This window comes from Aquirufa sp. HETE-40SA, from assembly GCF_054558635.1.
The window spans coordinates 128,205-151,157 of sequence record NZ_JBPXKN010000002.1 but is presented as its reverse complement, the minus strand read 5'-3'; the positions used below and the strand labels follow the sequence as shown (position 1 = coordinate 151,157).

The window sequence follows — 22,953 nt, the reverse complement described above, 5'->3', positions numbered from 1 at the left end:
TTATTGAAGATTATTTGCTTGGTCTTACAAGAAATTATTGCAAAGCATAAAGCACAAAGCACAAAGATGGATTCATTAAAAGGGCCACAGCCCTTTTTTTGAATAGAATAGGAATTGAATTAATCATCTCCTCTCTATACTCTATAATCTCTAATCTTCTTTATTCTTTGTGCTTTATGCTTTATTAGTTTAAAACCGTAGGTTTTAAACGGAACACCATCCCCGGACTCTCCACCCCAATATACAAATACCCATCGCGGCCTTGCTGTACATTACGCATACGGCCCACGTTTAACAAGACCTTCTCTTGCTTAACTACCTTGTTGTTCTTCATCTCCACACGGTTCAAATAATTGAAACGTAAAGAGCCGATCATCAAGTTGCCTTTCCAAGCCGGGTATTTATCACCAGTTACAAAAGTTAATCCAGATGGGGCGATGGAAGGGATGAAATAGGAAACAGGTTGCTCCATGCCCTCTTTTTTAGAGATTGCTGAAATCGGTTTTCCATCGTAATTAATACCATAGGTGATGACTGGCCAACCATAATTTTTACCAGGTTGAATCAGGTTGATTTCATCACCGCCACGAGGACCGTGCTCGGTCTCCCAAATGTCACCCGTCCAAGGATTTGTAGTTAAACCTTGTGGGTTTCTTTGGCCATACGAATAGATGCTCGGGTGATCTGAATTCTTATATGGATTGTCAGCAGGAACCGTACCATCGTCATTTAAACGGTGAATTTTTCCGTTATCGTTATCTAAATTTTGTGGGAATACTTTCTCCATTCCGCGTTCTCCCACAGAGAAGAAAATATGTCCTTGTTTGTCAAAAGTGATGCGAGATCCGTAGTGGTAAGAGGTTTTCGTGTAAGGTTTCGCCTCGAAAATCTCCTGTGCTTCTACCCACTTATTATCTTTGATTTTTCCACGAACGATGGCCGTTGTGTTTACTTTGGCCCCATCCTCCATTTTAAATTTAGAGTACGACAGATAGATCCATCCATTCTTTTCAAATTGCGGGTGAAGCTTGACATCTAATAAACCACCTTGACCTTGCGCAAACACTTCTGGAGTTCCTGTGATCGCTGTTTTGTTGCGATTTTGGTCCACTAAATACAATACGCCAGAGCGATCCGTGATCAAATAATCATTGGAAGGTAATTGGGCGAAACCCCAAGGGCTTTCGAAACCTGTCGCGATTGTGTCCAAAGCGATAGTCATCCCCTCTGATTTGAAGATGTTCGAAGTCGGTTTATTCGCGAATTTATATTGTTCCACACCGGCTAAGTTTTCGACGATCAGATCTGCTAATTTTTCGATTTCTTTAGGAGTCAAAACCTCTTTCCAGGTAGGCATTCCTGCTTCAGGATACCCATTCGTAATACTGTTTAAGATGTCTGATTTTTTGTCTCCGTGTTTCCATTTGCGGTCCACGAACGCTTCCACTTTTTCACCGTGGCAAGACGCGCAATATTTGGTGTAATTAACCTCTGCAGGTTCTTCTGTAACAGCAGGAGCCTTTGTTAAGGACATCATGCTCAAAGCGGCCATCGCAATCAGGCCAATAAAGGATACTTTTTTATTCATAGCTACGTAAATTTACGGCCACTAAGCTAAATATTAATTTCTATATTTCTATCTTTAAAGCTTACCTGATTTAAACTATGAAAAAAATCTTACTCCTATTCTTATTTGCGTCGTTGACTGTAAGCGCGCAGGTTCCTAGTCCTAAATCGCATTTTGGCTTTAACATAGGCGATAACTACCATTTAGCTACGTTTACGCAGACAGAAGGCTACCTAAAAAAGGTGGCTGCGTCCTCTAATCGCGTGAAATTACAGTCGATTGGGAAGACCGAAGAGGGAAGAAATCAATACATGGTGATCGTTTCTGATCCCGCGAATATTAAGAATTTAGCGAAATACAAGGCGATTTCGCAGCGCTTAGCGCGAGCGGAAGGTTTGTCTGAGCAGGAGGCTAAGGCTTTGGCCAAAGAAGGAAAGGCCATCGTCTGGATCGACGGTGGTTTACACGCCACCGAAACAGTGGGAATTCACCAGTGGATCGAGTCGATCTACCAGTTTACCACACGCAATGACGAGGAAACAAAACGTATTCTTCAAAACACGATCATCCTTTTCGTCCACGCGAACCCAGATGGCCAGGAGCTTGTATCTAATTGGTACATGCGCAAGGCGGATACCTTGAAACGCTCAACAGATAACTTACCTCGTTTATACGAGAAATATATCGGACACGATAATAACCGCGATTTCTACATGATGAACATGAGCGAGACGACGAATATGTCTCGCCAACAATACATTGAGTGGATGCCTCAAATCCTGTACAACCACCACCAAACAGGCCCAGCAGGAACGGTAGTCGCTGGTCCACCTTACCGCGATCCATTCAACTATGTCTATGATCCATTATTAATCACGGGGATAGATGCTTTAGGCGCTGCCATGAGTTCACGTTTGAACGCGGAGGGAAAACCAGGCTACACGATGAAATCGGGTTCTGTTTATTCGACCTGGTGGAACGGTGGATTACGCACTACAGCTTATTACCACAATATCATCGGTTTATTAACCGAGATCATCGGTGATCCGACACCATCAACCATTCCTTTAGTTCCCAGTCGTTTGATTCCTAATTCGGCCACTCCATTTCCGATTACACCGCGCAAATGGTTCTTCAAGAACTCGATCGATTACTCGCTTTCTTTGAATTATGCCGTCTTAAATTATGCGACGCGTTACCGCGAAGAGGTGTTAATGAACATTTACAAGATGGGTAAGAAATCCATTGATTTAGGTTCACAGGATTACTGGACAATGTCTCCTAATAAAGTGGAGAAATTAGCGGAAGTTTCTGGTGGTAATTACAAATCCAAAGCAGATAGTTTGTATGCGCTGGTCTATAAAAATCCGAAGACGCGTGATGCGCGTGCCTATATTCTTAGCGCAGATCAATCTACTTCTAGCATTGCATTTATAAACATCTTGATCAAGAGCGGTATTCGTATCGAAAAGGCGACTAAAGCCTTTGAAGCAAATGGTAAATCCTATCCAGCTGGCTCTTATGTTGTGAAAACGAACCAAGCCTTTCGTGCACATGTGCTCGATATGTTCGAGCCACAAGATCACCCGAATGACTTCCAATACCCAGGTGGCCCTCCGGTACGTCCTTATGACGCCGCTGGTTGGACTCCTGCTTATACGATGGGGGTTCAATTTGACCGAGTTTTGGAAGACGTAAATGGACCCTTCGAAACAGTTCCTTACGGAGAAATTCAAAAGGCAAAGCCTGCGTTTGCTACCGGGGCCTATTATTCTTTCTCTACTTCAGATAATGCCTCCTTCACTTTGTTGAATGATCTATTAAAAGCGGGTATCGAAGTGTCGAAAAACGCTTCGGCATTTTATGTAAAGCACAGTGCGGCTGCGGCAGATATTTTAGCGAAAGCCTCTGTAAAAACACAAGCTTTAAGCGCTTTGCCTGCTAACGTTTCGGCTAAGGTAGGAACTAAGAGAGTTGGTCTTTGGGATACCTATGGCGGATCAATGCCTTCAGGTTGGTTACGTTGGATTTTAGAACAACACCATTTTGATTTCAAATTGGTTTATGCAAAAGAGATTGATAAAGGTGGCATGCGTTCGAAATTCGATGTCTTGATTTTTGTCAAAGGAGCCATACCAGGCTCACGACCAGAACCAGCGGGTGAATGGGTTGAAAAAGAGCCAATAGAAGCGGAGATTCCATCTGAATTCCATGAAACGATGGGTAAAATTACGGTCGCAAAATCGGTCCCTGCTTTAAAGGCTTTCTTGGAAGAAGGTGGAGATATTATCACGATTGGGTCTAGTTCGAATTTGGCTTATCACTTAAATCTGCCGGTGAAGAATGCCCTAATAGAGATGGTGGCTGGGAAAGAGCGTAATTTGCCAGGTGAGAAATTTTATATTCCGGGTAGTGTCATGCAAGTGGCTGTGGATCAAAGTTCACCAGCAAATTGGGGAATGGCGCCTACAGCAGATGTCATTTTTGCGGCTAGCCCGGTATTCAAATTAGCTCCTGAGGCGATTTCTCACGGTGTACTGACTCCATTAGCTTGGTTTGCCTCTGAGAAGACATTGAGAAGTGGCTGGGCTTTTGGCCAGGTCTACTTACAAGATGGTGTGGCCGCATTCCAAGCGAAAGTGGGCAAAGGAAATTTATTCGTGTATGGTCCAGAGGTAACGTTTAGAGGCCAAACACACAGCACATTCAAAATGGTATTCAATCAATTATATGAAAACGATCGCTAAGATTATTGGGGGTATTTTTATTGCTCTTTTCGCTGTCATTCTATTTTTTGCAGAAAGCGACCGCCCTGTAGAGGAATTAATTCCTTTGTATGCGAACAAAGATTCTAAATTCATGCCTATTATGGGGATGAAGGTGCATTACCGGGATGAGGGTGTAGCAAATGATACCTTACCTCTTATTTTATTGCATGGAATGTCGTCTTCTTTGAATACCTGGGATAGTGTGGTGATTGATTTGAAACAGCATAGACGGGTGATAAGTCTTGATTTGCCTGGTTTTGCCTTAACGGGACCTTCTCCAGAAATGGCCTATAATTTTCCGTATTATTCGAAGTTTATTGATTCCTTTGCCACTCGATTAAACATCAATCGATTCATTTTAGTAGGTAATTCGATGGGAGGTGCGATATCTTGGAACTATGCACTTCACAATCCATCTCGCTTAGCTAAAATGATCTTAGTTGATGCAGCGGGTTATCCGAAGAAAGGGGAGAGTGGATCACTTGGATTTAAGTTAGCTTCTACTCCGGTAATCAACAATTTGTTATTATACGTAACCCCTAAGGCTTTAGTGCGCAAGAGCTTAGAGACCGTTTATTATGATCAGACTCGGGTGACAGACGAACAAGTAGAGCGCTTCCACGATGTCGCGATTAGAGCGGGAAATAGAGAGGCAGCTTTACTGATTTTCAAAGGTTCATTTAAAGGTAACCCAGAAAGCATAAAAGAAATCAAGACGCCCACGTTAATCTTGTGGGGAGACAAAGACAACCTAATCGGGGTGAATAACGTCGATAACTTCTTGAAAGATATTAAAGGGAGTAAGGCCGAAATCTACAAAAACATAGGTCACGTACCTATGGAGGAAGTGCCTGGTAAGGTGGCTGCTTCGATTTTGGGTTTTGTTAACTAAATGAAGAAACTAATTCTATAAACTATAAAATAAATCTAATGAAGAAATTTACAGTTGTCTGTGCGCTATTGCTCACCTCAGTAGGCTTGAAAGCACAAATCACCACAGGAAAAGAGGTGGCTGTCGTGGCAACTGATGCTGGGAAGGTTCGAGGCTATATACACAGTGGTATTTATAATTATAAGGGTATTCCCTACGCGGAGGCCGCTCGATTCGAGGCACCTCATAAGCCCAAACCTTGGGCAGGTGTTCGCTCTTCTATGTCCTATGGCCCAGTTTCACCTTTATTAGATGAAACAACTCAAGTACAAGACGAGTCAGAATTCGTATTCAACCACAATTGGGGTTATACGAATGAAGATTGTATGCGCATTAATGTGTGGACTCCAGGTATCAATGATGGCAAGAAGCGTCCGGTGATGTTCTGGATTCACGGTGGTGGATTTACGGCTGGTTCTTCTATTGAATTGCCGTCTTATGATGGAGAGAATTTGGCCAAAAAAGGAGACGTCGTAGTCGTTTCCATTTCCCACCGTTTGAACATCACGGGTTATTTAGATTTATCGGCATACGGTGATAAGTACAAATACTCGGCGAACAACAGCGTGTTAGATATGCGTGCGGCTTTGGAATGGGTAAAAGAAAACATCGGCTCTTTCGGGGGTGATGCGAAAAACGTAACCATCTTCGGTCAATCCGGTGGCGGCGCGAAAGTGAATACCTTGATGGCGATGCCGTCAGCAAAGGGTTTATTCAGCAAGGCGATCAACCAAAGTGGTTCTTTCCGTTCAAATATGCTAGATAAAGCAACGACTCAAAGTATTACAGCGGAAGTCTTGAAAACACTTAACATCCCAGTTGCGAAAGTGGATAGCCTTCAAACTATTCCTTATCCTGTCTTAGCAAACGCTGGCAAGAAAGCTTTAGCAAACATCGCGGCACAAATGAAGGCAGCAGGAAAACCAGTAGTTGGATTTGGACTAAGCTGGGGTCCATCCGTGGACGGCGACTTATTGCCTTACGAGTTATTCTCGAAAGAGGCATTCGAATTATCTAAAGAGGTGCCCTTGTTAATCGGAACTGTGAAGAATGAATTCATGCCTTCGATCATGACAGGGATGTCTGATGCCACAGCTGAACAAGTAGATGCGTATTTAAAGAGAACTTATGGCAATAAAGCGGAGGCATTCAAAGCAGCTGTGAAAAAAGCCTATCCGAATGATACGAAGCCATCTGATTTAATGGATGTGGACGTGATGTTCCGACCTGGTGCAGTGGTTCAGGCAAAGGAGAAATCGGCCTTGAAAGCAGCTCCCGTTTACATGTACTTAATGACCTGGCAATCGCCCGTGATGGATGGCAAATACAAGGCTTTCCATTGTATGGAATTACCTTTCTGTTTCAATAATATCGCGCGTTGCGAGGAGATGACAGGTGGCGGGAAAGAAGCCTATTTGTTAGCGGATCGTATGAGTTCTTCTTGGATTAACTTTGCTAAAACAGGAAATCCAGGTCACAAAGGACTTCCGACTTGGCCTACCTTCGATACAGTGAATACAGCCACGATGCACTTTAACAACACCTGCGAAATAAAACCGCAATTAGATGCAGAGCTCTATAGCTTAATCGCTCGATAATTAAAAGGCCCTTGATTTTTCAAGGGCCTTTTCTTTTATTAAAAGAATGATTAGCTCATTTTACCTATCGCACAACTGACATAGGATTTGGCTTGCTTGAATAAGCTATTATCTCCTTTTTGTGGGTAACCCATACTGTTTAATGAATCGAGAACCTCGCTTAGCTCATACTTATGACCCATTAGACTGATCTTTTCCGCCTCCTTATCAATCTCTACTTTTACAATACCCTTGATTTTTAATAGGGCATGCTTGATGCTGGTCATGCATCCGGCACATTTGATGTTTTCTACGAAAATCTCTTGCGTTTTCATGGTGTTATTATTTGTTTAGTCAAATGTAGCCTATCTTTAGGCCACAAAAAGTGATTTAAGTCACTTCTACCTTTATGAGCAAACATTTTTCACTTTCTGAACTCCAAACTTGGGACCGCTTTGATCGCGCTAACTTTATCAACTCTTTGAGTGGATTTAAGAGCTTATCACTGATCGGGACGGTGAATGGTAAAGGCATTTCTAATCTCGCCGTGTTTAGTAACATAGTTCATTTAGGAGCGGATCCTGCTTTGATCGGGTTTATTAATCGTCCTTTGTCTGCTGCACCGCATACTATCCAAAATATCCAAGAAACTGGTTTTTACACCGTGAATTTAGTGACGGAATCGATGTACAAGCAAGCACACCAGACGAGTGCAAAATACCCAGATGGGGTTTCGGAATTTGAGATGACAGGCTTGACGGAGGAATTCCGCAAAGGATGTATCGCGCCCTTCGTGGCGGAATCTCCCGTACAATATGTGTTGAAATTTGAGCAGTTGATGTCCATTGAATTGAATAATACTTTTTTAGTAATTGGGTCATTGCAGCACGCCTATGTGCCGGCTGGAATTCAGGAGGAGGATGGCTTTTTGGATTTGGCCAAAGCCGGTATCTTAACCTCACTAGGCACCTCCGGCTATTACAAAACCGATAAAATTGATAACTTGCCGTATGCAAAAACTACGTAAGCAATTAGACGAATTAGAAAGCTATATTCCGCAACTTGAAGTGAGGAATGATGCCATTTCAGCTTCCACTGTAGGCTGGCAAATTGAACATGATTTGCTTGTCATCAGCTCGGTCATCGAAGGGGTGAAGAGATCTGATCCTGCAGCTTATAAATGGCAATTTAAGCCTTTAAAATACGTGGTTTTATGGCGCGGTGTTATCCCTAGAGGAAAAGTGGGCGCGCCTAAATTAGTGACGCCAGGCGAAATCACGCAAGATACATTGCATGCTCATATTGCGCTATGTCGTCAACGTTTAGTTGAATTAGAGCAAGTAGAAGCCGGTAATTATTTCACCCATCCGTTTTTTGGGGATTTGAAAAAGAAGGAAACTTTTCGGTTTTTATATGTGCACACAGAACATCACTTAAAAATTATTCGGGAGATACTGGCGAGCTAGCACTTTTTCCGGCAATAAATCCGGTAGTCCACGCAGATTGAAAATTGAATCCGCCGGTGATGCCATCGATGTCCATGATTTCTCCAGCAAAGAAGAGTCCTGGACATTTTTTGCTTTCCATGGTTTGGACGCTGATATCCTGTAAGTCTACTCCACCTGCAGTCACAAATTCTTCTTTAAAGGTAGTTTTTCCCTGTACGACATAGCGGTCGTTAATCAAGGTATTGATCAATTTATTGAGCGCCTTGCCTCCTAATTCATTCCAGCGGAGGCTGGATTTGATTTCATTTTTTTCGAGTAGATATACCCAAAGACGATTCGGCATCGCAAAGGGATTCAAATTGGCCATCATTTTGGCCCCATGCTCTTTTATGGTATGGCTGATTTGAGCTCTCAATTCCTCTTCTTTCGTATCATCTAGCCAGTTCACGAGGATGGCACATTGGTATTCTTTTTCTGCCAAAATTCGGGCTCCCCAAGCCGATAACTGCAAAATGGCTGGGCCGCTCATTCCCCAGTGTGTGACTAAAAGAGGTCCTTTGCCTAGTAATTTTTGGCCTTCAATTCGTACCCGCGCTTTCTCCACCACGATACCCATTAAATCCCTAATCGGTTCTTGTGGCATGTTAAATGTAAATAGAGATGGGACTGGTGGAATGATTTGATGACCTACGTTTTCTAGCCAAATCAATCCAGACATCTTAGGCTGACCGCCCGTCGTCACAATCACCCGGTCTGCGTCGTATTCCGTATCCCGGCAATGGATGCGAAAGCCTTTCTGCGTGGGCTTTATCTCATCTACCGATTGACTGCTATGCAGATTGATGTGCAAACGCCTAGCTTCGGACATAAAGCAGTCAATGATGGTTTGGGAATCGTTAGAAAGGGGAAAAATGCAGTTATCATGGTAGGTCTTCAAAGCTACGCCTCGCGCCTCTAGCCATTCGACCATAGAGGACGCATTAAAGACCTCAAAAGCTTTGCGCAGGAACTTCTCCCCACGGGGGTAATTTTCTGACAGCACGCGGGAATTAAAGGTGGCATTAGTGACATTGCACCGACCACCACCGGATATCTTCACCTTCCCTAAAAACTTGGATGTTTTCTCTAGGATGGTTACTTCTGCATCAGGATTGTGTTCTTTAGCAGAAATGGCTGCAAAAAATCCAGCGGCCCCACCACCTATGACGATTATTTTCATGGAATAAAATCTGCGCGTAGGGGATTAAATGAGTCTACTAAAACGCCTTCCTCAAGCGCCACAACACCGTGGTCGATAGATGGAGGTATAAAGAAAACGTCACCTTGTTTCAGGATCTTTTTTTTATCTCCTATGATCACCTCAAAAACCCCACTTTCCACATACGAACCTTGGGTATGGATATGTTGGTGTATCGCTCCCACTCCTCCTTTTTTGAAATGCACCTTCACGATCATGAGCCCATCATTATAGGCCATGATTTTGCGTTTGCAATACTCATCTAGGATTTCCCATTCGATCTCAGCGTCTTTGATCCAGTGCGTTCTACTCATGCACAAAAATAAGACAATTTGTCGAATGCATAATTTTTTCTATTATTGTCAAAATATAAACCTCCTAACTATGAAAAATCGATTTATTAAAGCCTTCATTTACAGCTTTTTATGCATAGCATTTTTTCAAGTTTCCGCACAAGGCCCTAAGGTATTAGTCGTAACTGCACACCCAGATGATGAAACGGGTTTCTCTGTTAGCATATTTAAAATCACCCACGAGTTAAAAGGAACAGTGGACATGGCGGTGATGACAGATGGGGGTGGTGGATTTGCGGATTCACAATTAGGCGCCATGTATTATGGATTAAACTTAACAGATTCTGTAACGGCTAGAAATCACCTGCCTTTAATTCGTAAACAAGAAATTCTGGATGCCGCAAAGATCATGGGTATGCGGAATATCTATTTTATGGAACAGCCAGATGACTGGTATACGACGGATCCAACACCCTATATTTCGGGTAAAAATTGGAATATTCCACACGTGGAAAGCCGAATGGATAATCTATTAAAAGACCAAAACTATGATTTTGTCATCACCATGTTGCCTCATGCTGGTCAACACGGTCACCATAAAACAGCGGTATTGATGGGTCTAAGAGCGGTGCAGCGTTTCAAAGGGCCTAAGAAGCCTATTATCATTGCTGGTAGCCCAATGAATCTGAATGCTAAACCAGTCGAATTTACCGAATTAGCGGGATTTCCCGAGACAAAAATAAAGCCTGGAACACCTACCTTCACTTTGAACCGTGCCTTCCGATTTAAGGAGAACGATAAGTTAAGTTATAAAATCGTAGCTGACTGGGTGATCTCAGTGTATAAATCTCAGGGGGCTATTCAAGAAGGCGCGATTCACAAAACCGATTTAGAGACCTACCGTTACTTCGATATAAATGATGCTACGGGAATAAATAAAGTGGAAAAGCTGTTTAAAGATTTAGCGAAATCAGGATTTCCTGCTCCATAAAAATGCACCGTGAAATAGTGCCGTAATAATGCTATAAAAAAGCCGGGTTGTGATGCCCGGCTTTCTTTATTTAATCTGCCAAAGTCTGGTAGACCATTTGGCGTAAACTATTGTGGTATTCCCAAGTGAAATGGCTCTCCTGAGTCATGAATAAGCCAATTAACTTTTCTTTCGGATCAATGAAGAAATGGGTATTGTTAGCGCCTCCCCAAAAGAATAAACCCTTAGATGCAGGCGTTTTCGTAGCTGGGCCATCGGTAACAACGGCGAAACCAAGACCCCATCCTGTTCCAGGTAATTCTGGATAGAAGTCTCCTGTGTGATTTGCGGTCATTAATTCGATTGTCTTGCGGCTTAAGTATTGCTTGCCTTTATAGGTTCCGCCGGCTAGTAGCATTTGGCAGAAAGTCGCATAATCTGAGACAGAAGAGAACAAGCCGTTTACTCCACTCCAAACCGTTACATTTTCAAATGGAGGCTGTATTGTAGCAACGGAAAGGTTGCCATTATTGTTCTTGGTATGCACAGGCACAATCTTAGATTGCTCCTCTTTAGGTACATTATACCCGGTATGTTTCATCTCCAAAGGATCAAAAATTCGAGCCTTTAAAAATTCATTCACACTCATTCCAGTGAATTTTTCGATCAAAACGCAAAGCACATCAGGACCCGCGCTATAGTTCCATTCCGTTCCTGGTTGAGCCACTAAAGGAAATTTGGTCATCACAGCTACGCGTTCTTGAATCGTTTTAAAGCCTGGATTGAAATAGGCATTTCTGAATCTGTTCTGAACGGGGTTTTGGTTTAAACCATGCGTTAATCCACCACTGTGACTTAATAATTGGGTCATGGTGATTTGCGACTTGAGGGAATCCGTAGGTGCGTAAGCGTCATCATAGCTGCTTCGCGCGACGCGTAAATTTTTAAATTCCGGTAAATATTTCGATACCGGATCATTTAATTTAAAATACCCTTCTTCATAGAGCATCATAAATGCAACAGAGATGATGGGCTTCGTCATCGACTGGATATAGAATAAATCATCCGTTGTCATGGGTGTTTTTGTTGCTACATTTTTGTATCCTATAGCCCCTTGATGTACCACCTGGCCATTGTGAATGATCATCGTTACGGCGCCGGGAATATTCCCTTTGTCCATTTCGGATTGAACAAATTTTTCTAATCGTTTAACGCGATCGACATTAATGCCGGCAACGATTTTAGGTGCTTGTGCACTGATTTCGCCTACGAATAGAAGGCTGAATAGAACGAGGATTAGTTTAGTAAGTTTCATATTGTTTAGATTATTTTACTTTTTTCTGTGCTGCCATCCATTCCATGATGGTGACAGGCTTTCCGTTTATGCGAACAGGGGAACCATCCAGGTCTGTTCTTGGAAGGTTTTCGTGGAGATAAACCCACGACCAATGGCCATTGTATTCGAAACTTTTACCACCATAGAAATTAGTGATGTCATTTACGTGATCGTAATACGTGAAGTGTACATTTTTAGCTCCTGCCTTGCGTAAACGGTCAAATACAGGCACAACCGTAATGTCAGGGATGGTGGTTCTGTCATCTTTAGAGTGCACAAACCAAATGGGTACATTCTTTATCTTTTGAATATCACTTTCAGGGATGTATTCTGATTTGTAGGCCAAAGCGCTAATGTAGCCCGCTGCAAAATAATCAGGATGTAAGAAGATCAATTTCAAAGCCATGTAGCCTCCATTTGAACAACCTCCCACATATATGCGGCTAGGGTCGATACCTGGATTTGCTTTGACATAATCCTTAATTAAGGCCATCAAACCTTCATTGTAAATATCATTATCTTTTCCTTGCGTTCCCACTCCTTGTGCATTGTGCATCCAGGCTCCTGGGCATTGCGGGGATAAGACGTAGGCTCCTTCAAAAATCGATTGGATACCTTCTGCGGCGTAGTTTGCTGCTTTATTTCCTAAAAGAGGAACCGTAGGGTCCGTCCCACCTTCGCCACCCCCATGAAGCCAGATGATTAAAGGTGCTTTGTCCTTCTTCACTTTAGGTGTAAAGGTTGCGTAGGACATCGTTAATTTTTCACTATAGGTGTATTTACCAGTCAAGTCAAATTGATCAATCATGGGCATAATTTTGCCCGTTGACGTATCCCATACATTTCCCGTTTTAGGGTGCACAATTGTTAGGGAATAATCAACCCAAACATTCCCTTTACTTCTTAAGTATTGAAAAGGGGAGCTAATAGGTAGCTGAGGTCCTACCGATAAAACAAGCGTGATGTTTTTACCTGTCTTCACCTTTTCACCTTTTTCATCCGAAACATAGGCGCTTACAATATCTCGCTTATTTTCTTGATCTGAAATCGGACCTGTGCTCAATTTTCGGCTAGCATAAACGGTATATTCTGCTGCATTCACTTTAGAAGTAGTGTCATCGAGAGACAAAATGACTTTGTTTACACCTGCACCCCAGTCGAATCCTTCGACGACGATTTTATAGGTGCCGGATGGTTTTGCTAGTGCGCTGTAAGTAATCAGCGAGAGCAATAATAGGATGATTTTTTTCATAGGTTTATAGGATAATAAAGGTTCTAAGCTAGCTAATTTTTTGGCATAAAAAAAGGGGATGATCGATGACCACCCCCTTCCTTTTAGAAATATAAATTATTTCGCTTCTGCAGCTGTTGCTCCTTTTGCAATAGAGTAAACAACTAAACCGAAACCAATTTTATTTACAGCATCAGCAATGTTATATGCTAAGTCAATGTTTCCAGCGAATCCTGATAACAAGTTACCTGGTAACATCATGTAGCCGATTGGATAGATTGCCCAACCTACTAATGTGAACCAACGCATTACTTTGAAACCTGATTGAACCTCAGCGTTAGTAGAAGCTGCTGCTAACTTAGAAGCCTCACCCATGTAGATTTCATAGATGATTAGCGCCCATCCTAATGTAGAAATGATTCCCCACATTACGTTTTGCTCAGGCACTACAGCCTCTCCGATGTAACCTGCTACTAGCATAACTACAGATCCGAAGATTAAACGAGATAACATTCCTGTCTTAGCGCCTGCTGGCTTTAAAATCAAGAAATACTCAATACACATTAACGGAACAGTTAACGTCCAGTCAATGTAACGGAATTGCGTTGGAGACTCGTGTGTCTCTAACCAAACACCGCGCATGTAGAAATAATGCACAGCCGCAATAAAGGTGATCAAAGCAGAAATCAATAAAGATGTTTTCCACTTATCGTTTACTGTACCTCTCTCTACAATGAAGAAGATCGAAGCAGCAAGCATCGACATATAACCTGTAAAGAAGGTGAAGCCGATGTAATCTCCAGCAGCTAAGCTGCCATCCAATAAAATGTTTAATGTTTCCATAAAAAATAAGGATTTAAAGTGATACTGTTTAAACTTATGATGTCGGCAATTGTTTTCAAATATTGTAAAAAAAATTTAAAAAAAAATAAAAATTGTCCAAAATGTTCAAATTGGCCGTTTTATTAATTTGTGCATAAGTAAAAAATGCGGGAGGGTCAATAAAGAAAGAAAGATAAAAATGGGATATACCTGTAAGTTATTGGCAATCAATTTCATATAGACAATTCCAAGCAAAAAGGCTCCTATGGAAAATGGGATAAGTTTTTTATATAATTCCCAGATTTTCATTTTTAAGTGATTTCTCATGCCTTCAAAACTAGTGATGGCATGGCAACAAGAAAAATAGCAAATAAATGCCGGTATTAGTGGCAGGGAAAAACCGATCACTAAAGCAAAAAAAGTATTCAAAAAGGGATGAAAATTTTTCTTTTGGAACCCAAAACTCAGAAAAAATAGACTGAAAAGAAGAGAAAAAGGAGGTAGATTCTTAGGTAAATTTACCTGCATCGAGGTCGTAATTTCTAAAACTTCTGACCAATGACTAACGAGAATGAACGACAAAATTCCGGACCCGAGGCAAATCGTTTTGACGAGATTTAGCCAGGTATTTGTAGGCTCGACCGGATGTACATCTTCCATATCTCCGAAATGAAATACACTGATAGCGATGAAAATGATAAATCCGACCACCGGTGTAATGAACCAAAGGGCTGCATAGGCCAGCATGATACCCAGGTAATAAACGATAAAATGCTTTAAATGAAAGGTGAGATTTTCTCTGGAAGCAATTTTTTGAGCAATTAAATGGTCGCCTGCCCCGTGAGGGATTCCGATAAGTAGGAGCAATGATCCACAAATTATTAGATCAATGGAGCTTGACCAAGGACCTAACAGTAAGTAGGCAGCTAGATAGATTAAAGTGACGAAGGCCCCAATGTAGTTTTTCATTTTAACAGATGTTTAATGAAAAGGGGGATGTCTAATTGGGAAAGCAAACCTATGTCATTTAGTAGCGAACTTTTATCGTCTAGAAAACGAAGAATCTTAGGAGTTTGAACTCTTGTAAACAGCCTATCCATCACTTCTGGAATTTTATTCATTTCGTTTTGCATGATTTTTAAAAGCATTTTATCATAAAAACGAAACCTTTTGGGCACTTTTATGGAACGATTTTGGGCTCGATATATAGCATCTTGGTGCATTCGGGTAAAGGCATATCCAGTAGAAGCTTTCATGTTTCCTCCAGCTGCGCCTATCGTGAAAACTCGCCCATTTTTTATTTGTGTTTTGCCTCCCATCGGAATAGTTCCAGCCTCAATGGATATAATTTTGTATTTCTGGGAGCCATAGTGGTTAGTTACATAGTTTTGCCAAATAGATTCATAGGCCTCTTTGTCATAAGGTAATTGTGTAAATACCGTGGTTTCAATTAGTGCTTTTGTTTTGCTAAAGGGCAATATATAATGGAATACAGCCATTTCTGGAGTAGAAACGGGTAGGCTGAAATCCATTAAGGTCATAGAATATTCGTCTAAAATAGGCTCTTCAAACTCAATGAATTTTCCACTAAAATGCTGGTAGATGAGTGCGGGATCTTCCGATTTCTGAGGTCTAGAATCAGCCACTCGCTTAGCATAGTAAGAGGAATCATCTTCACAAACAATGGAATGCAGATCGCCCCCTTCTTGTATTTCTTTTACCCAGCTTTTTACTAATGTAATGTTCGGATTCGCTGGAATGAATTCATTAAAAAAATAGTCAAAAAACCGATCAGAGGAGATATAATTATATTGAAGAGGAGTAATTTTCGAATGTAAGGTTTTTCCAGAACTTGTTCTGTAGGTCATGGAATGCCATGATTTTTCGACTAAAAAGGGGAAGCAACTCGAGGATTTATCCTCCCAAAAACACCAGCTTTTCGTGGAACGATCCCCTGAATCCAGCAGTAAAATTTTTTGTTCAGGATCAACTTGTGTCAGTTCATATAATAACTGTAATCCGGATGCCCCTGCACCTATAATCGCAATATCGTATATGTGTGTAGGCATCAATATGATTATTGAAATAAAAAATTGTACAAATTAAACTAGAATTTTTGAAATTTGTTTAGCCTATCTGTATTTAGCGGCTTCGATGACTAGGCAAAGACCCGCTTGGAAAATGAGCAGGGCACCTGTTCCGTAATAGAACCAGTCACCCCCTTGAAATTTTGTGATTCCTGCGTCGATAGCCATGGAAAGTCCACTTCCTGTCAGAATCAGGCCGAAGGATGCCTGAAGGATCCATTTTGATTTATTTTTCATTTTGGTGAATGCATTTAATTCGGTGTATTTTACTAGATTTAATGGTATAAACCTATCTAAAATATGAAAAAATGTAGTTTACTATGCTTGCTGCTGCTTTCGCAGGCCATTTTTGGGCAACAACGATTTAGCAAAGCATTGAAAGATATGCCAGGCGTCGTTTCATTTACGTTTAGAAATGATTTTAGCAAGGATGTCCCGGGGACGTTGGATTATATCAAGCAGATGGGCATTTCTAACATCGAGTTTTCGAATTTGTTCGGTAAAACAGCCTCTGAAATGAGGGCTTTATTAGATGCGAGAGGGATGGTTTGTACAAGCTATGGTGTTTATTATGATGCTTTGACAAATAAAACAGATGCGGTAATTCGAGATGCAAAGACGCTAGGTGCGGAATTTGTGCGGGTGGGAATGATTCCACACAAAGGTGAATTTACTGTTCAGCAGGCAGATGCCGCCGTGAAAGACTTTAATCGAGTGGGTCAACAACTAAAGGAGAGTGGTATTGAATTCAGTTACCACAACCATGGTTACGATTTTACGCCATATGAAAACGGAACCTTGTATGACTATTTGATCCAAAATACCAATCCCGCTTATGTTTCCTTCGAACTTGATATCCTTTGGGTGCATCAATTTGGTCAAGATCCCGTGGCTTATCTGAAGAAATATCCGAATCGATTTAGGTTGATGCACGTAAAGGATTTGAAAAAGGGATTAGCTGTGGGATTGGATGTGAAGACTTCACCAGAAAACGATGTGCCTTTAGGTTCGGGTCAAATCGATGTTAAAAAAATCTTGAAGCAGGCTAAAAAGAGCTCGGTAAAGTATTATTATCTGGAAGATGAAAATTCAAATGCTCGAGCGCAGGTGCCACTTAGTTTAGCTTATTTAAAGACTTTGTAAGTTCGGTATAGGCTGGTTTTTTGGCATAATTCTCATCAAACAAAAGAGGGTATTCTTTCGGTCTCTTGAAATAACCGCGTAACCAGGAATCCTTATCTGAAATGTTCCAAAAAGTGATGCCGTATTGTTGCTTTATCGGGATGCTTTGGAAGGATTTGAAAAGTAATTTGAATAGTTCCATTTGAGCGGCTGAGGCTTTCTCATCGTACACGAATTCAGGATTATTCTTCGGATTGACCGCTACGTCTACCTCTGAAAAATGAACGGCTAATCCTGTTTGAGCTGATTTAGTAATTACTTCCTCGATTTCTTTTCGCTTCGAATCTACATTAATGTGCATTTGCAAACCGATTCCGTGAATGGGAATTTGACGGCTTTTTAGATCCGCCACAAGGTTAAGAATGGCCTGCATCTTTTTAGGATGGCCATCTTGTCCGTAATCATTGTAAAAAAGCGTGGCATTGGGATCTGCCTCGTGAGCCCAAAGGAAGCTTTTGGCAATATAATCGGGAATATGATCCGCCCAAAGAGAAGAACGCAAACTGCCGTCGTCTAAGAAGGACTCGTTCACCACATCCCATCCGGAAACCTTGCCTTTGTAATGGGAAACGACCGTTTGAATGTGATGCTTTAGTAGATCCTCCCAGGCTTTTTGATCGCCTTTGAAATCCTTCATCCACTGAGGGACCTGATTATGCCAAACCAAGGTGTGCCCATGGATACGCTTGCCAGTCGCCGAAGCAAATGCCACAATTTCATCCCCTTTCGAGAAGTCAAAACGGTCGGCTGCCGGATGGGCCAGCATCATTTTCATGTGATTTTCGGCGGTTAAGCTTGTAAATTCATTGCTAGCGATGCCTCTATAGGCTTCGTTTTCAGAAAGTAATCGAGGATTCACAGAAGCGCCTAGGCGAAAGGCGATTGCGTCTTTTAATAAGTTTTGGGCGTTTGCTATAGTAGAAAGGCCTAAGAGTAAGACGATTAGTTTCATATTAAGCAGGTTTGATGCTCCAAAGTAGAAAAAATGTTCGAGAAATTCTATCCTTAATGATTCACCATAATTTTCAATGAATTTTGCTTGATTTTTTCCATCGTTTGTCGAGCTAATAAATAGCTAATGGTCGATTCTGCCCCTTGATTTAAGTTCACATTTTCCCGTTCTAATCCATCATAGCAACCTCCTGTGCAGGGATTGTACATAATTTGGTGTAAATGATTTCGCCCTAAGAACCAATCGAAGGCTAACTGCATTTTTTCGCGGTAATTTTCATCTAAATACACTTGATAAAAAGCATGCAAAGCTAAAATAGTATAACTAACATCGATGGCCTGCTCGCCACCAACCTGAGAAAGGGCTTTCGTGTGAGCTTGATATGGTTTTTTATCGTTTTCACTCCAGTATTCATTAGAAATCACATGAATACCTTGGGAGTCGAAGATGTGCTTTAATAAGAATTCAAAGGTTTGAAGTGCCATTTGTTGATAGCGTCTTTCGCCGCTCGCAAGTCCGGCTAATAACATTGCCTCTGGTAATAAACTATTAGCATAGGTCAACGAATATTCGAACCATTCCCAATTTTCGGCTGCTTCATGGGCGTACATTGCCGCTAAACGTTCGGCAAATAAATCAATTAAAGGAAGATTTTCTGGCTTATTAGCATAGTAAAGTCCTTTAATTAGGAAGGCCATTGCTCGAGTAGAATGTATATCCTCAATGCATAAAATAGCCTTTGTAAAAATCATGTCTGCTTGAGAAACAATAGATTTAGGTAAGGTATCTTTTTTAGAAAGCACAAATCCTAAAGCCCAAAGGGTGCGACCTATGGAATCTTCCAGATTTACCTCTTCGTTTTGGGTTGTAAACTGTCTTTCATAAGAAACATAATTTAGGAAGGTACCGCTGGGTTGCTGGCAGAATTGAATAAAGTCTAGGTAAATGCGAACCAAGGCCAGGTCATTTGAACTTTCGGATGCAGTATATTGCTCGCACATGGCTATCAGCGCCCTGGCATTATCATCGATAGTATAACCCGATAATGGATCTGGTTCATTGATATGAGAGAATTGAAGCATCCCGAAAGCAGTGGTTAATCGTTCCATCTGCATCAGGTTAATGGATGGATTTCTAAACTTAAATTCAAAAATAGGACCTCCTATTTTTTGGAATAAATTAACATGAAGAATAGCTGAATTTTCCCAAGCGGAATGCGCCATACTTTGTAGCGAATTGATGCGCATTTGGGTTCGCAAGGGTTTATTTTCCAGTAATTGAATAGCTGCTTTTGCTAATTGTTGAGGTTGATCAAAGTCAATCATTACCCCCATATCAGCCGTTAATACCTCTTCCACATGTGGAATACGAGTTGAAATAACTGGACATCCACTGCTGATAGCATAGGAAAAAGTGCCACTTACTGCTTGATTAGGGTCATTCGAGGTAAAAAGATAGATGTCAGTTAGGGTTAAGTATTCAAGTAATTCTGGGGTAGGTAGGAAATAATTAATCCATCTCACCTGTTCCTGAAGGCCAAGTTGTAGAATCATTTCTTCTAAATAATGTCGATAACTTTCCCCGTCTCTTGCTACTGTGTTAGGATGGGTCTTACCTATTATAAGAAAAATAGTAGAGGGAATTTTTTGTATGATCGCTGGCAAAGCCTGCAAAGTAGTCTCGATGCTTTTACTGGATCCAATAAAGCCAAAGGTGGATAATACGGTCTTACCTTCTAACTGAAATTCCCGCTTCAACTCCTCTTTGTTTGTATGTTCTAATAGATGCGTTCCATGAGGAATAACGGTAATTTTTTCAGCAGGAATTTCATAGTCTCTCTGCAAAATTTCTGCCGATGAATGAGTCATCACAACTAGTGAAGTGGCTTGTTTAGCATAGTTTTTAACTAAATTTTTATGATCCTCATTGGGTCTAGGTAAAACCGTATGGAACGCAATTATAATTGGTTGGTCAATGGAATTCAATAATGCTTCTAGATGGTTTTTGTGTGATTCAAATAGGCCAAATTCGTGCTGAAGCACCACTAGTTTGATATTTTTATCTGCATTAAGTTCTTGTGATAAAGCTATATAAGAATTAGCATCATCGGCGACTAAAAGACAGCGAGGATCAGTAGGGTAGTCGTGTTTTTGGTCTGAATTTTCCACCGCACAAATTCGAATTTCAAAACTATCTTGGTAGGTAGTGATGATGGCTTGAATTAAGTCATGAGTGTAGGTTGCTATGCCGCATTCACGAGGCGAAGAGGTGGAAATGAAAAGGATTTCTGGTAAGGCTGTCATGTGATTAGGTTGTTTTTAAGTCGGTTAATAATGAACTTAAGCTGAGTGATGCGCAGGCAATACGTTCATCTGCTGCACCGTAATAGATATAGAGGGTGTCATTTTGCACAATTGCTCCTGTCGGGAAACAAACATTGTTGACAAACCCTGTTTTTTCGTACTCTTCTTCGGGGGAAAATAAGGGGATTTTTAGTCGACCTATTTCAATGAGGGGATTATCTAGATCAAATAAGGCCGCACAAGCTGAATATATGTAGCCATGAATCGTATCATGAACCCCATGGTAAATTAAAAGCCATCCCTCTGCCGTTTCAATGGGTGGGCAACCGCCGCCTATATAACTAGCCTCGTGTGGATATTTGGCCGTCATCATAATCCAGTCATTAAGATGGAGAAAATAATTTTGCCAAAACTCCACCGTCAATTCAGCCAGTTCATTAACGATAACTAGTTGTATGTCAGGTTTTACGCGGTGAAGGAAATGAAATTTCTCATTGATCTTCCGAGGGAAGAAAACGACATTTTTGTCCCAAAGAATGGCTTTCTCATTTGCCGGCCTTGATTGAGTAAATGGATTATTATAGCGGACATATTTTTCGTTTATTTTTTTTCGAGATTCCGCTAAAATCCGAAACGCTTCGAAGCTAATGACGGGAACTATGATGCCTAGTTTTTTGAAGCTAACTAAATCAGTAGAGATGGCTAGTGCCCCTAATGCCGAAATACCATCATAGGCGGTATAGCTAAGGTAGAAGGTGCCATCAATTTGGCAAATTCTGGGATCTTCTAATCCTTGAGATTCATAGTCGAATTGCGGAAATAAAATGGGGACATCCATTCGGTATTCCACTGAAGTAGGATCTGATAGTTGAGCATATCCTATGGTTGAATTATTACCTTGTCTTACGGCACGATAAAAAAGGTGAATTTTGCCGCCGGACTTAATGACCGCTGGATTCATTACGCCCAGGTTTTCAAAACCAAGTGTTGTTTTTTCTAGTAAGACTCCTTCTTTTTTAATAGTGTTCATTTTTTCAAATAGGATTGCTTTATAGAAAAAACCTTTTGCGAGTAAGGTAGACCAATTAAACAGGACGGACTATGATTTTAGCCATTCCTGCTGAAAGTCATAAAAAAAGGCCACCTCGTGAGAAGTGGCCTTTCCTTGTTAAATGGATTGAATTATTTCCCATTTACCTTCTTGATGAACGAAATGACGCCGTTCATGTAGATTTTTTGGTCATCCCACATCGCTAAGTGGCTGCCGTTAGGACAATATAAATAGGAGCCGTTTTGGACTAATTTACTTTGTTCCTCCATGGCCTTAGGATCCATCGTATCGTATTTTGCACCTACCATGAGGGTAGGTACGTAGATTTCTTTCAGACGGTTTTTGATATCCCATTTTTCCAAAAGTCCGCTAATCCCGAACTCACTCGGCCCTTGCATTCGAACATAAACGGCACTATTTCCGTGCTTAAAGGTGCGATTCAAGGCATCTGGCCATTCTTTTAAACGGCAAATATGTTTTTGGTAGAAATTAGGGATTAATAGTTCCATGTAGCGCGGATTATTGAAATCCTTTTTTGCCTCGATAGCTCTAACCTCTGCTAAAACTGTTGGATCCATTTGTTTCGCTAAAACCTCCTCCGCATACTTCCCATATTCAGGGGCACTTGCTACCATATTAGATACCACAAGACCTTTGATATGCTTTTGGTATTTCAGCGCATATTCCATGCCTAAAATGCCGCCCCATGAATTTCCGACAACGTAAAAATTAGTGGAATCTGCTCCTATCGCCTTGCGTACTTGCTCTACCTCTTCCACAAAACGCTCTGTTTTCCAAAGGGTTGAGTCTGTCGGTTGATCACTGTAATAGGAGCCTAGCTGGTCGTATTCGTAGAATTCGAAGCCCTCTCTTTGGAAAAAAGTCTCAAAACATTCCATGTATTCATGCGTCATCGCTGGACCACCATGTAATAAGAGGATTTTGATCTTAGGGTTATTTCCAAAACGCTTCGTCCACACCTTAAAAGTACCGGCAGAGGTTTGAATAGGAATCATTTTAACCCCACCAGCTTCTAAGCTGTCAGGATAGGTGAAGTAGTTAGACACCGTTTCTCCGCTTTTCGTGCAGGAAGAAAGGGTAAAAATCGATAAGGCAATGAGTAAGAGTTTGTTCATCGTTTTTTTTTCTTAAACATACTATTTCTAAGAAGTATATGAAAATTTTTGTTGTTCCTAAA

At 41.2% G+C, this 22,953-nt stretch carries 21 protein-coding genes; 7 read left to right on the top strand and 14 right to left on the bottom strand.

The window, feature by feature from the left end; translation table 11 throughout:
- Nucleotides 1-184 precede the first annotated feature (184 nt).
- On the bottom strand, nt 185-1,588 hold the full coding sequence (locus ACRZ9O_RS05985) for a PQQ-dependent sugar dehydrogenase (RefSeq protein WP_459457326.1): 1,404 nt from the start codon (nt 1,586-1,588) through the stop codon (nt 185-187).
- Between the two features lie 77 nt (nt 1,589-1,665).
- Between ACRZ9O_RS05985 and ACRZ9O_RS05980 the strand changes: the two genes are divergently transcribed.
- Genes ACRZ9O_RS05980 through ACRZ9O_RS05970 form a run of 3 tightly spaced genes read left to right on the top strand, consistent with a single transcriptional unit; the run spans nt 1,666 to nt 6,864 of the window.
- Nucleotides 1,666-4,314, top strand: coding sequence for a M14 family metallopeptidase (locus ACRZ9O_RS05980; RefSeq protein ID WP_459457324.1), 2,649 nt, complete (start codon nt 1,666-1,668; stop codon nt 4,312-4,314).
- On the top strand, nt 4,298-5,227 hold the full coding sequence (locus ACRZ9O_RS05975; RefSeq protein ID WP_459457322.1) for an alpha/beta hydrolase: 930 nt from the start codon (nt 4,298-4,300) through the stop codon (nt 5,225-5,227). The genes ACRZ9O_RS05980 and ACRZ9O_RS05975 overlap by 17 nt, the downstream gene beginning before the upstream one ends.
- Before the next feature lie 38 nt (nt 5,228-5,265).
- Nucleotides 5,266-6,864 carry a carboxylesterase/lipase family protein gene (locus ACRZ9O_RS05970; protein WP_459457320.1) on the top strand — a complete coding sequence of 533 codons (1,599 nt, stop codon included), beginning with the start codon at nt 5,266-5,268 and terminating at the stop codon, nt 6,862-6,864.
- 50 nt (nt 6,865-6,914) lie between these two features.
- Here ACRZ9O_RS05970 and ACRZ9O_RS05965 read toward each other — a convergent pair whose 3' ends face one another.
- The gene (locus tag ACRZ9O_RS05965) at nt 6,915-7,178 is read right to left on the bottom strand and encodes a heavy-metal-associated domain-containing protein (RefSeq protein WP_459457318.1); all 264 of its coding nucleotides are present in this window, start codon (nt 7,176-7,178) and stop codon (nt 6,915-6,917) included.
- Nucleotides 7,179-7,252: 74 nt separating this feature from the next.
- Between ACRZ9O_RS05965 and ACRZ9O_RS05960 the strand changes: the two genes are divergently transcribed.
- Complete coding sequence (locus ACRZ9O_RS05960; RefSeq protein ID WP_459457316.1) at nt 7,253-7,870, top strand: flavin reductase family protein; 618 nt, start codon at nt 7,253-7,255, stop codon at nt 7,868-7,870.
- The gene (locus ACRZ9O_RS05955; protein ID WP_459457314.1) at nt 7,854-8,309 is read left to right on the top strand and encodes a DinB family protein; all 456 of its coding nucleotides are present in this window, start codon (nt 7,854-7,856) and stop codon (nt 8,307-8,309) included. The genes ACRZ9O_RS05960 and ACRZ9O_RS05955 overlap by 17 nt, the downstream gene beginning before the upstream one ends.
- Here the strand turns inward: ACRZ9O_RS05955 and ACRZ9O_RS05950 are convergent.
- Nucleotides 8,284-9,510 (bottom strand): BaiN/RdsA family NAD(P)/FAD-dependent oxidoreductase, encoded by a 1,227-nt coding sequence (locus ACRZ9O_RS05950; RefSeq protein WP_459457312.1) that lies wholly within the window; start codon nt 9,508-9,510, stop codon nt 8,284-8,286. The genes ACRZ9O_RS05955 and ACRZ9O_RS05950 overlap by 26 nt on opposite strands.
- Complete coding sequence (locus tag ACRZ9O_RS05945) at nt 9,507-9,842, bottom strand: cupin domain-containing protein (RefSeq protein WP_459457310.1); 336 nt, start codon at nt 9,840-9,842, stop codon at nt 9,507-9,509. Before ACRZ9O_RS05945 ends, ACRZ9O_RS05950 begins: the two co-directional genes overlap by 4 nt.
- A gap of 70 nt (nt 9,843-9,912) precedes the next feature.
- On the opposite strand from ACRZ9O_RS05945, the gene ACRZ9O_RS05940 reads away from it, so the two are divergent.
- Nucleotides 9,913-10,812, top strand: a complete 900-nt coding sequence (locus ACRZ9O_RS05940) for a PIG-L family deacetylase (RefSeq protein WP_459457308.1) — start codon at nt 9,913-9,915, stop codon at nt 10,810-10,812.
- A gap of 70 nt (nt 10,813-10,882) precedes the next feature.
- On the opposite strand, the gene ACRZ9O_RS05935 is transcribed toward ACRZ9O_RS05940, so the two are convergent.
- The 6 genes from ACRZ9O_RS05935 to ACRZ9O_RS05910 all read right to left on the bottom strand — a co-directional run bounded on the left by ACRZ9O_RS05935 (nt 10,883) and on the right by ACRZ9O_RS05910 (nt 16,504).
- A complete protein-coding gene (locus tag ACRZ9O_RS05935) occupies nt 10,883-12,106 on the bottom strand; it encodes a serine hydrolase domain-containing protein (RefSeq protein ID WP_459457306.1) in 1,224 nt (407 codons plus the stop codon).
- Between the two features lie 10 nt (nt 12,107-12,116).
- Entirely contained in the window at nt 12,117-13,379 is a 1,263-nt protein-coding gene (locus ACRZ9O_RS05930) for a prolyl oligopeptidase family serine peptidase (protein WP_459457304.1), read from the bottom strand.
- A 96-nt stretch (nt 13,380-13,475) separates the two neighbouring features.
- Nucleotides 13,476-14,201 carry a bacteriorhodopsin-like gene (locus tag ACRZ9O_RS05925; RefSeq protein ID WP_395618453.1) on the bottom strand — a complete coding sequence of 242 codons (726 nt, stop codon included), beginning with the start codon at nt 14,199-14,201 and terminating at the stop codon, nt 13,476-13,478.
- A gap of 105 nt (nt 14,202-14,306) precedes the next feature.
- Nucleotides 14,307-15,149: a Brp/Blh family beta-carotene 15,15'-dioxygenase gene (locus ACRZ9O_RS05920; protein ID WP_459457302.1), complete on the bottom strand. Its 843-nt coding sequence runs from the start codon at nt 15,147-15,149 to the stop codon at nt 14,307-14,309.
- Nucleotides 15,146-16,249: a lycopene cyclase family protein gene (locus ACRZ9O_RS05915; RefSeq protein ID WP_459457300.1), complete on the bottom strand. Its 1,104-nt coding sequence runs from the start codon at nt 16,247-16,249 to the stop codon at nt 15,146-15,148. Before ACRZ9O_RS05915 ends, ACRZ9O_RS05920 begins: the two co-directional genes overlap by 4 nt.
- A gap of 63 nt (nt 16,250-16,312) precedes the next feature.
- Entirely contained in the window at nt 16,313-16,504 is a 192-nt protein-coding gene (locus tag ACRZ9O_RS05910) for a hypothetical protein (protein ID WP_459457298.1), read from the bottom strand.
- 63 nt (nt 16,505-16,567) lie between these two features.
- Here ACRZ9O_RS05910 and ACRZ9O_RS05905 point away from each other — a divergent pair, with 63 nt between their 5' ends.
- On the top strand, nt 16,568-17,410 hold the full coding sequence (locus ACRZ9O_RS05905) for a sugar phosphate isomerase/epimerase family protein (RefSeq protein ID WP_459457296.1): 843 nt from the start codon (nt 16,568-16,570) through the stop codon (nt 17,408-17,410).
- On the opposite strand, the gene ACRZ9O_RS05900 is transcribed toward ACRZ9O_RS05905, so the two are convergent.
- From ACRZ9O_RS05900 to ACRZ9O_RS05885, 4 genes are all read right to left on the bottom strand, one after another.
- Entirely contained in the window at nt 17,382-18,401 is a 1,020-nt protein-coding gene (locus tag ACRZ9O_RS05900; RefSeq protein WP_459457294.1) for an endo-1,4-beta-xylanase, read from the bottom strand. The two genes, ACRZ9O_RS05905 and ACRZ9O_RS05900, sit on opposite strands and share 29 nt — an antisense overlap.
- 53 nt (nt 18,402-18,454) lie before the next feature.
- A complete protein-coding gene (locus tag ACRZ9O_RS05895) occupies nt 18,455-20,704 on the bottom strand; it encodes a glycosyltransferase (protein WP_459457292.1) in 2,250 nt (749 codons plus the stop codon).
- A gap of 4 nt (nt 20,705-20,708) precedes the next feature.
- Nucleotides 20,709-21,734 carry a glycoside hydrolase family 130 protein gene (locus tag ACRZ9O_RS05890; RefSeq protein WP_459457290.1) on the bottom strand — a complete coding sequence of 342 codons (1,026 nt, stop codon included), beginning with the start codon at nt 21,732-21,734 and terminating at the stop codon, nt 20,709-20,711.
- Between the two features lie 152 nt (nt 21,735-21,886).
- Complete coding sequence (locus ACRZ9O_RS05885; RefSeq protein ID WP_459457288.1) at nt 21,887-22,891, bottom strand: proline iminopeptidase-family hydrolase; 1,005 nt, start codon at nt 22,889-22,891, stop codon at nt 21,887-21,889.
- Between the last annotated feature and the right edge of the window lie 62 nt (nt 22,892-22,953).

Coding starts and splice junctions, on each gene's coding strand:
- ACRZ9O_RS05985 (WP_459457326.1), bottom strand. CDS start 1,588: ATGAATAAAAAAGTATCCTTTATTGGCCTGATTGCGATGGCCGCTTTG.
- ACRZ9O_RS05980 (WP_459457324.1), top strand. CDS start 1,666: ATGAAAAAAATCTTACTCCTATTCTTATTTGCGTCGTTGACTGTAAGC.
- ACRZ9O_RS05975 (WP_459457322.1), top strand. CDS start 4,298: ATGAAAACGATCGCTAAGATTATTGGGGGTATTTTTATTGCTCTTTTC.
- ACRZ9O_RS05970 (WP_459457320.1), top strand. CDS start 5,266: ATGAAGAAATTTACAGTTGTCTGTGCGCTATTGCTCACCTCAGTAGGC.
- ACRZ9O_RS05965 (WP_459457318.1), bottom strand. CDS start 7,178: ATGAAAACGCAAGAGATTTTCGTAGAAAACATCAAATGTGCCGGATGC.
- ACRZ9O_RS05960 (WP_459457316.1), top strand. CDS start 7,253: ATGAGCAAACATTTTTCACTTTCTGAACTCCAAACTTGGGACCGCTTT.
- ACRZ9O_RS05955 (WP_459457314.1), top strand. CDS start 7,854: ATGCAAAAACTACGTAAGCAATTAGACGAATTAGAAAGCTATATTCCG.
- ACRZ9O_RS05950 (WP_459457312.1), bottom strand. CDS start 9,510: ATGAAAATAATCGTCATAGGTGGTGGGGCCGCTGGATTTTTTGCAGCC.
- ACRZ9O_RS05945 (WP_459457310.1), bottom strand. CDS start 9,842: ATGAGTAGAACGCACTGGATCAAAGACGCTGAGATCGAATGGGAAATC.
- ACRZ9O_RS05940 (WP_459457308.1), top strand. CDS start 9,913: ATGAAAAATCGATTTATTAAAGCCTTCATTTACAGCTTTTTATGCATA.
- ACRZ9O_RS05935 (WP_459457306.1), bottom strand. CDS start 12,106: ATGAAACTTACTAAACTAATCCTCGTTCTATTCAGCCTTCTATTCGTA.
- ACRZ9O_RS05930 (WP_459457304.1), bottom strand. CDS start 13,379: ATGAAAAAAATCATCCTATTATTGCTCTCGCTGATTACTTACAGCGCA.
- ACRZ9O_RS05925 (WP_395618453.1), bottom strand. CDS start 14,201: ATGGAAACATTAAACATTTTATTGGATGGCAGCTTAGCTGCTGGAGAT.
- ACRZ9O_RS05920 (WP_459457302.1), bottom strand. CDS start 15,149: ATGAAAAACTACATTGGGGCCTTCGTCACTTTAATCTATCTAGCTGCC.
- ACRZ9O_RS05915 (WP_459457300.1), bottom strand. CDS start 16,249: ATGCCTACACACATATACGATATTGCGATTATAGGTGCAGGGGCATCC.
- ACRZ9O_RS05910 (WP_459457298.1), bottom strand. CDS start 16,504: ATGAAAAATAAATCAAAATGGATCCTTCAGGCATCCTTCGGCCTGATT.
- ACRZ9O_RS05905 (WP_459457296.1), top strand. CDS start 16,568: ATGAAAAAATGTAGTTTACTATGCTTGCTGCTGCTTTCGCAGGCCATT.
- ACRZ9O_RS05900 (WP_459457294.1), bottom strand. CDS start 18,401: ATGAAACTAATCGTCTTACTCTTAGGCCTTTCTACTATAGCAAACGCC.
- ACRZ9O_RS05895 (WP_459457292.1), bottom strand. CDS start 20,704: ATGACAGCCTTACCAGAAATCCTTTTCATTTCCACCTCTTCGCCTCGT.
- ACRZ9O_RS05890 (WP_459457290.1), bottom strand. CDS start 21,734: ATGAACACTATTAAAAAAGAAGGAGTCTTACTAGAAAAAACAACACTT.
- ACRZ9O_RS05885 (WP_459457288.1), bottom strand. CDS start 22,891: ATGAACAAACTCTTACTCATTGCCTTATCGATTTTTACCCTTTCTTCC.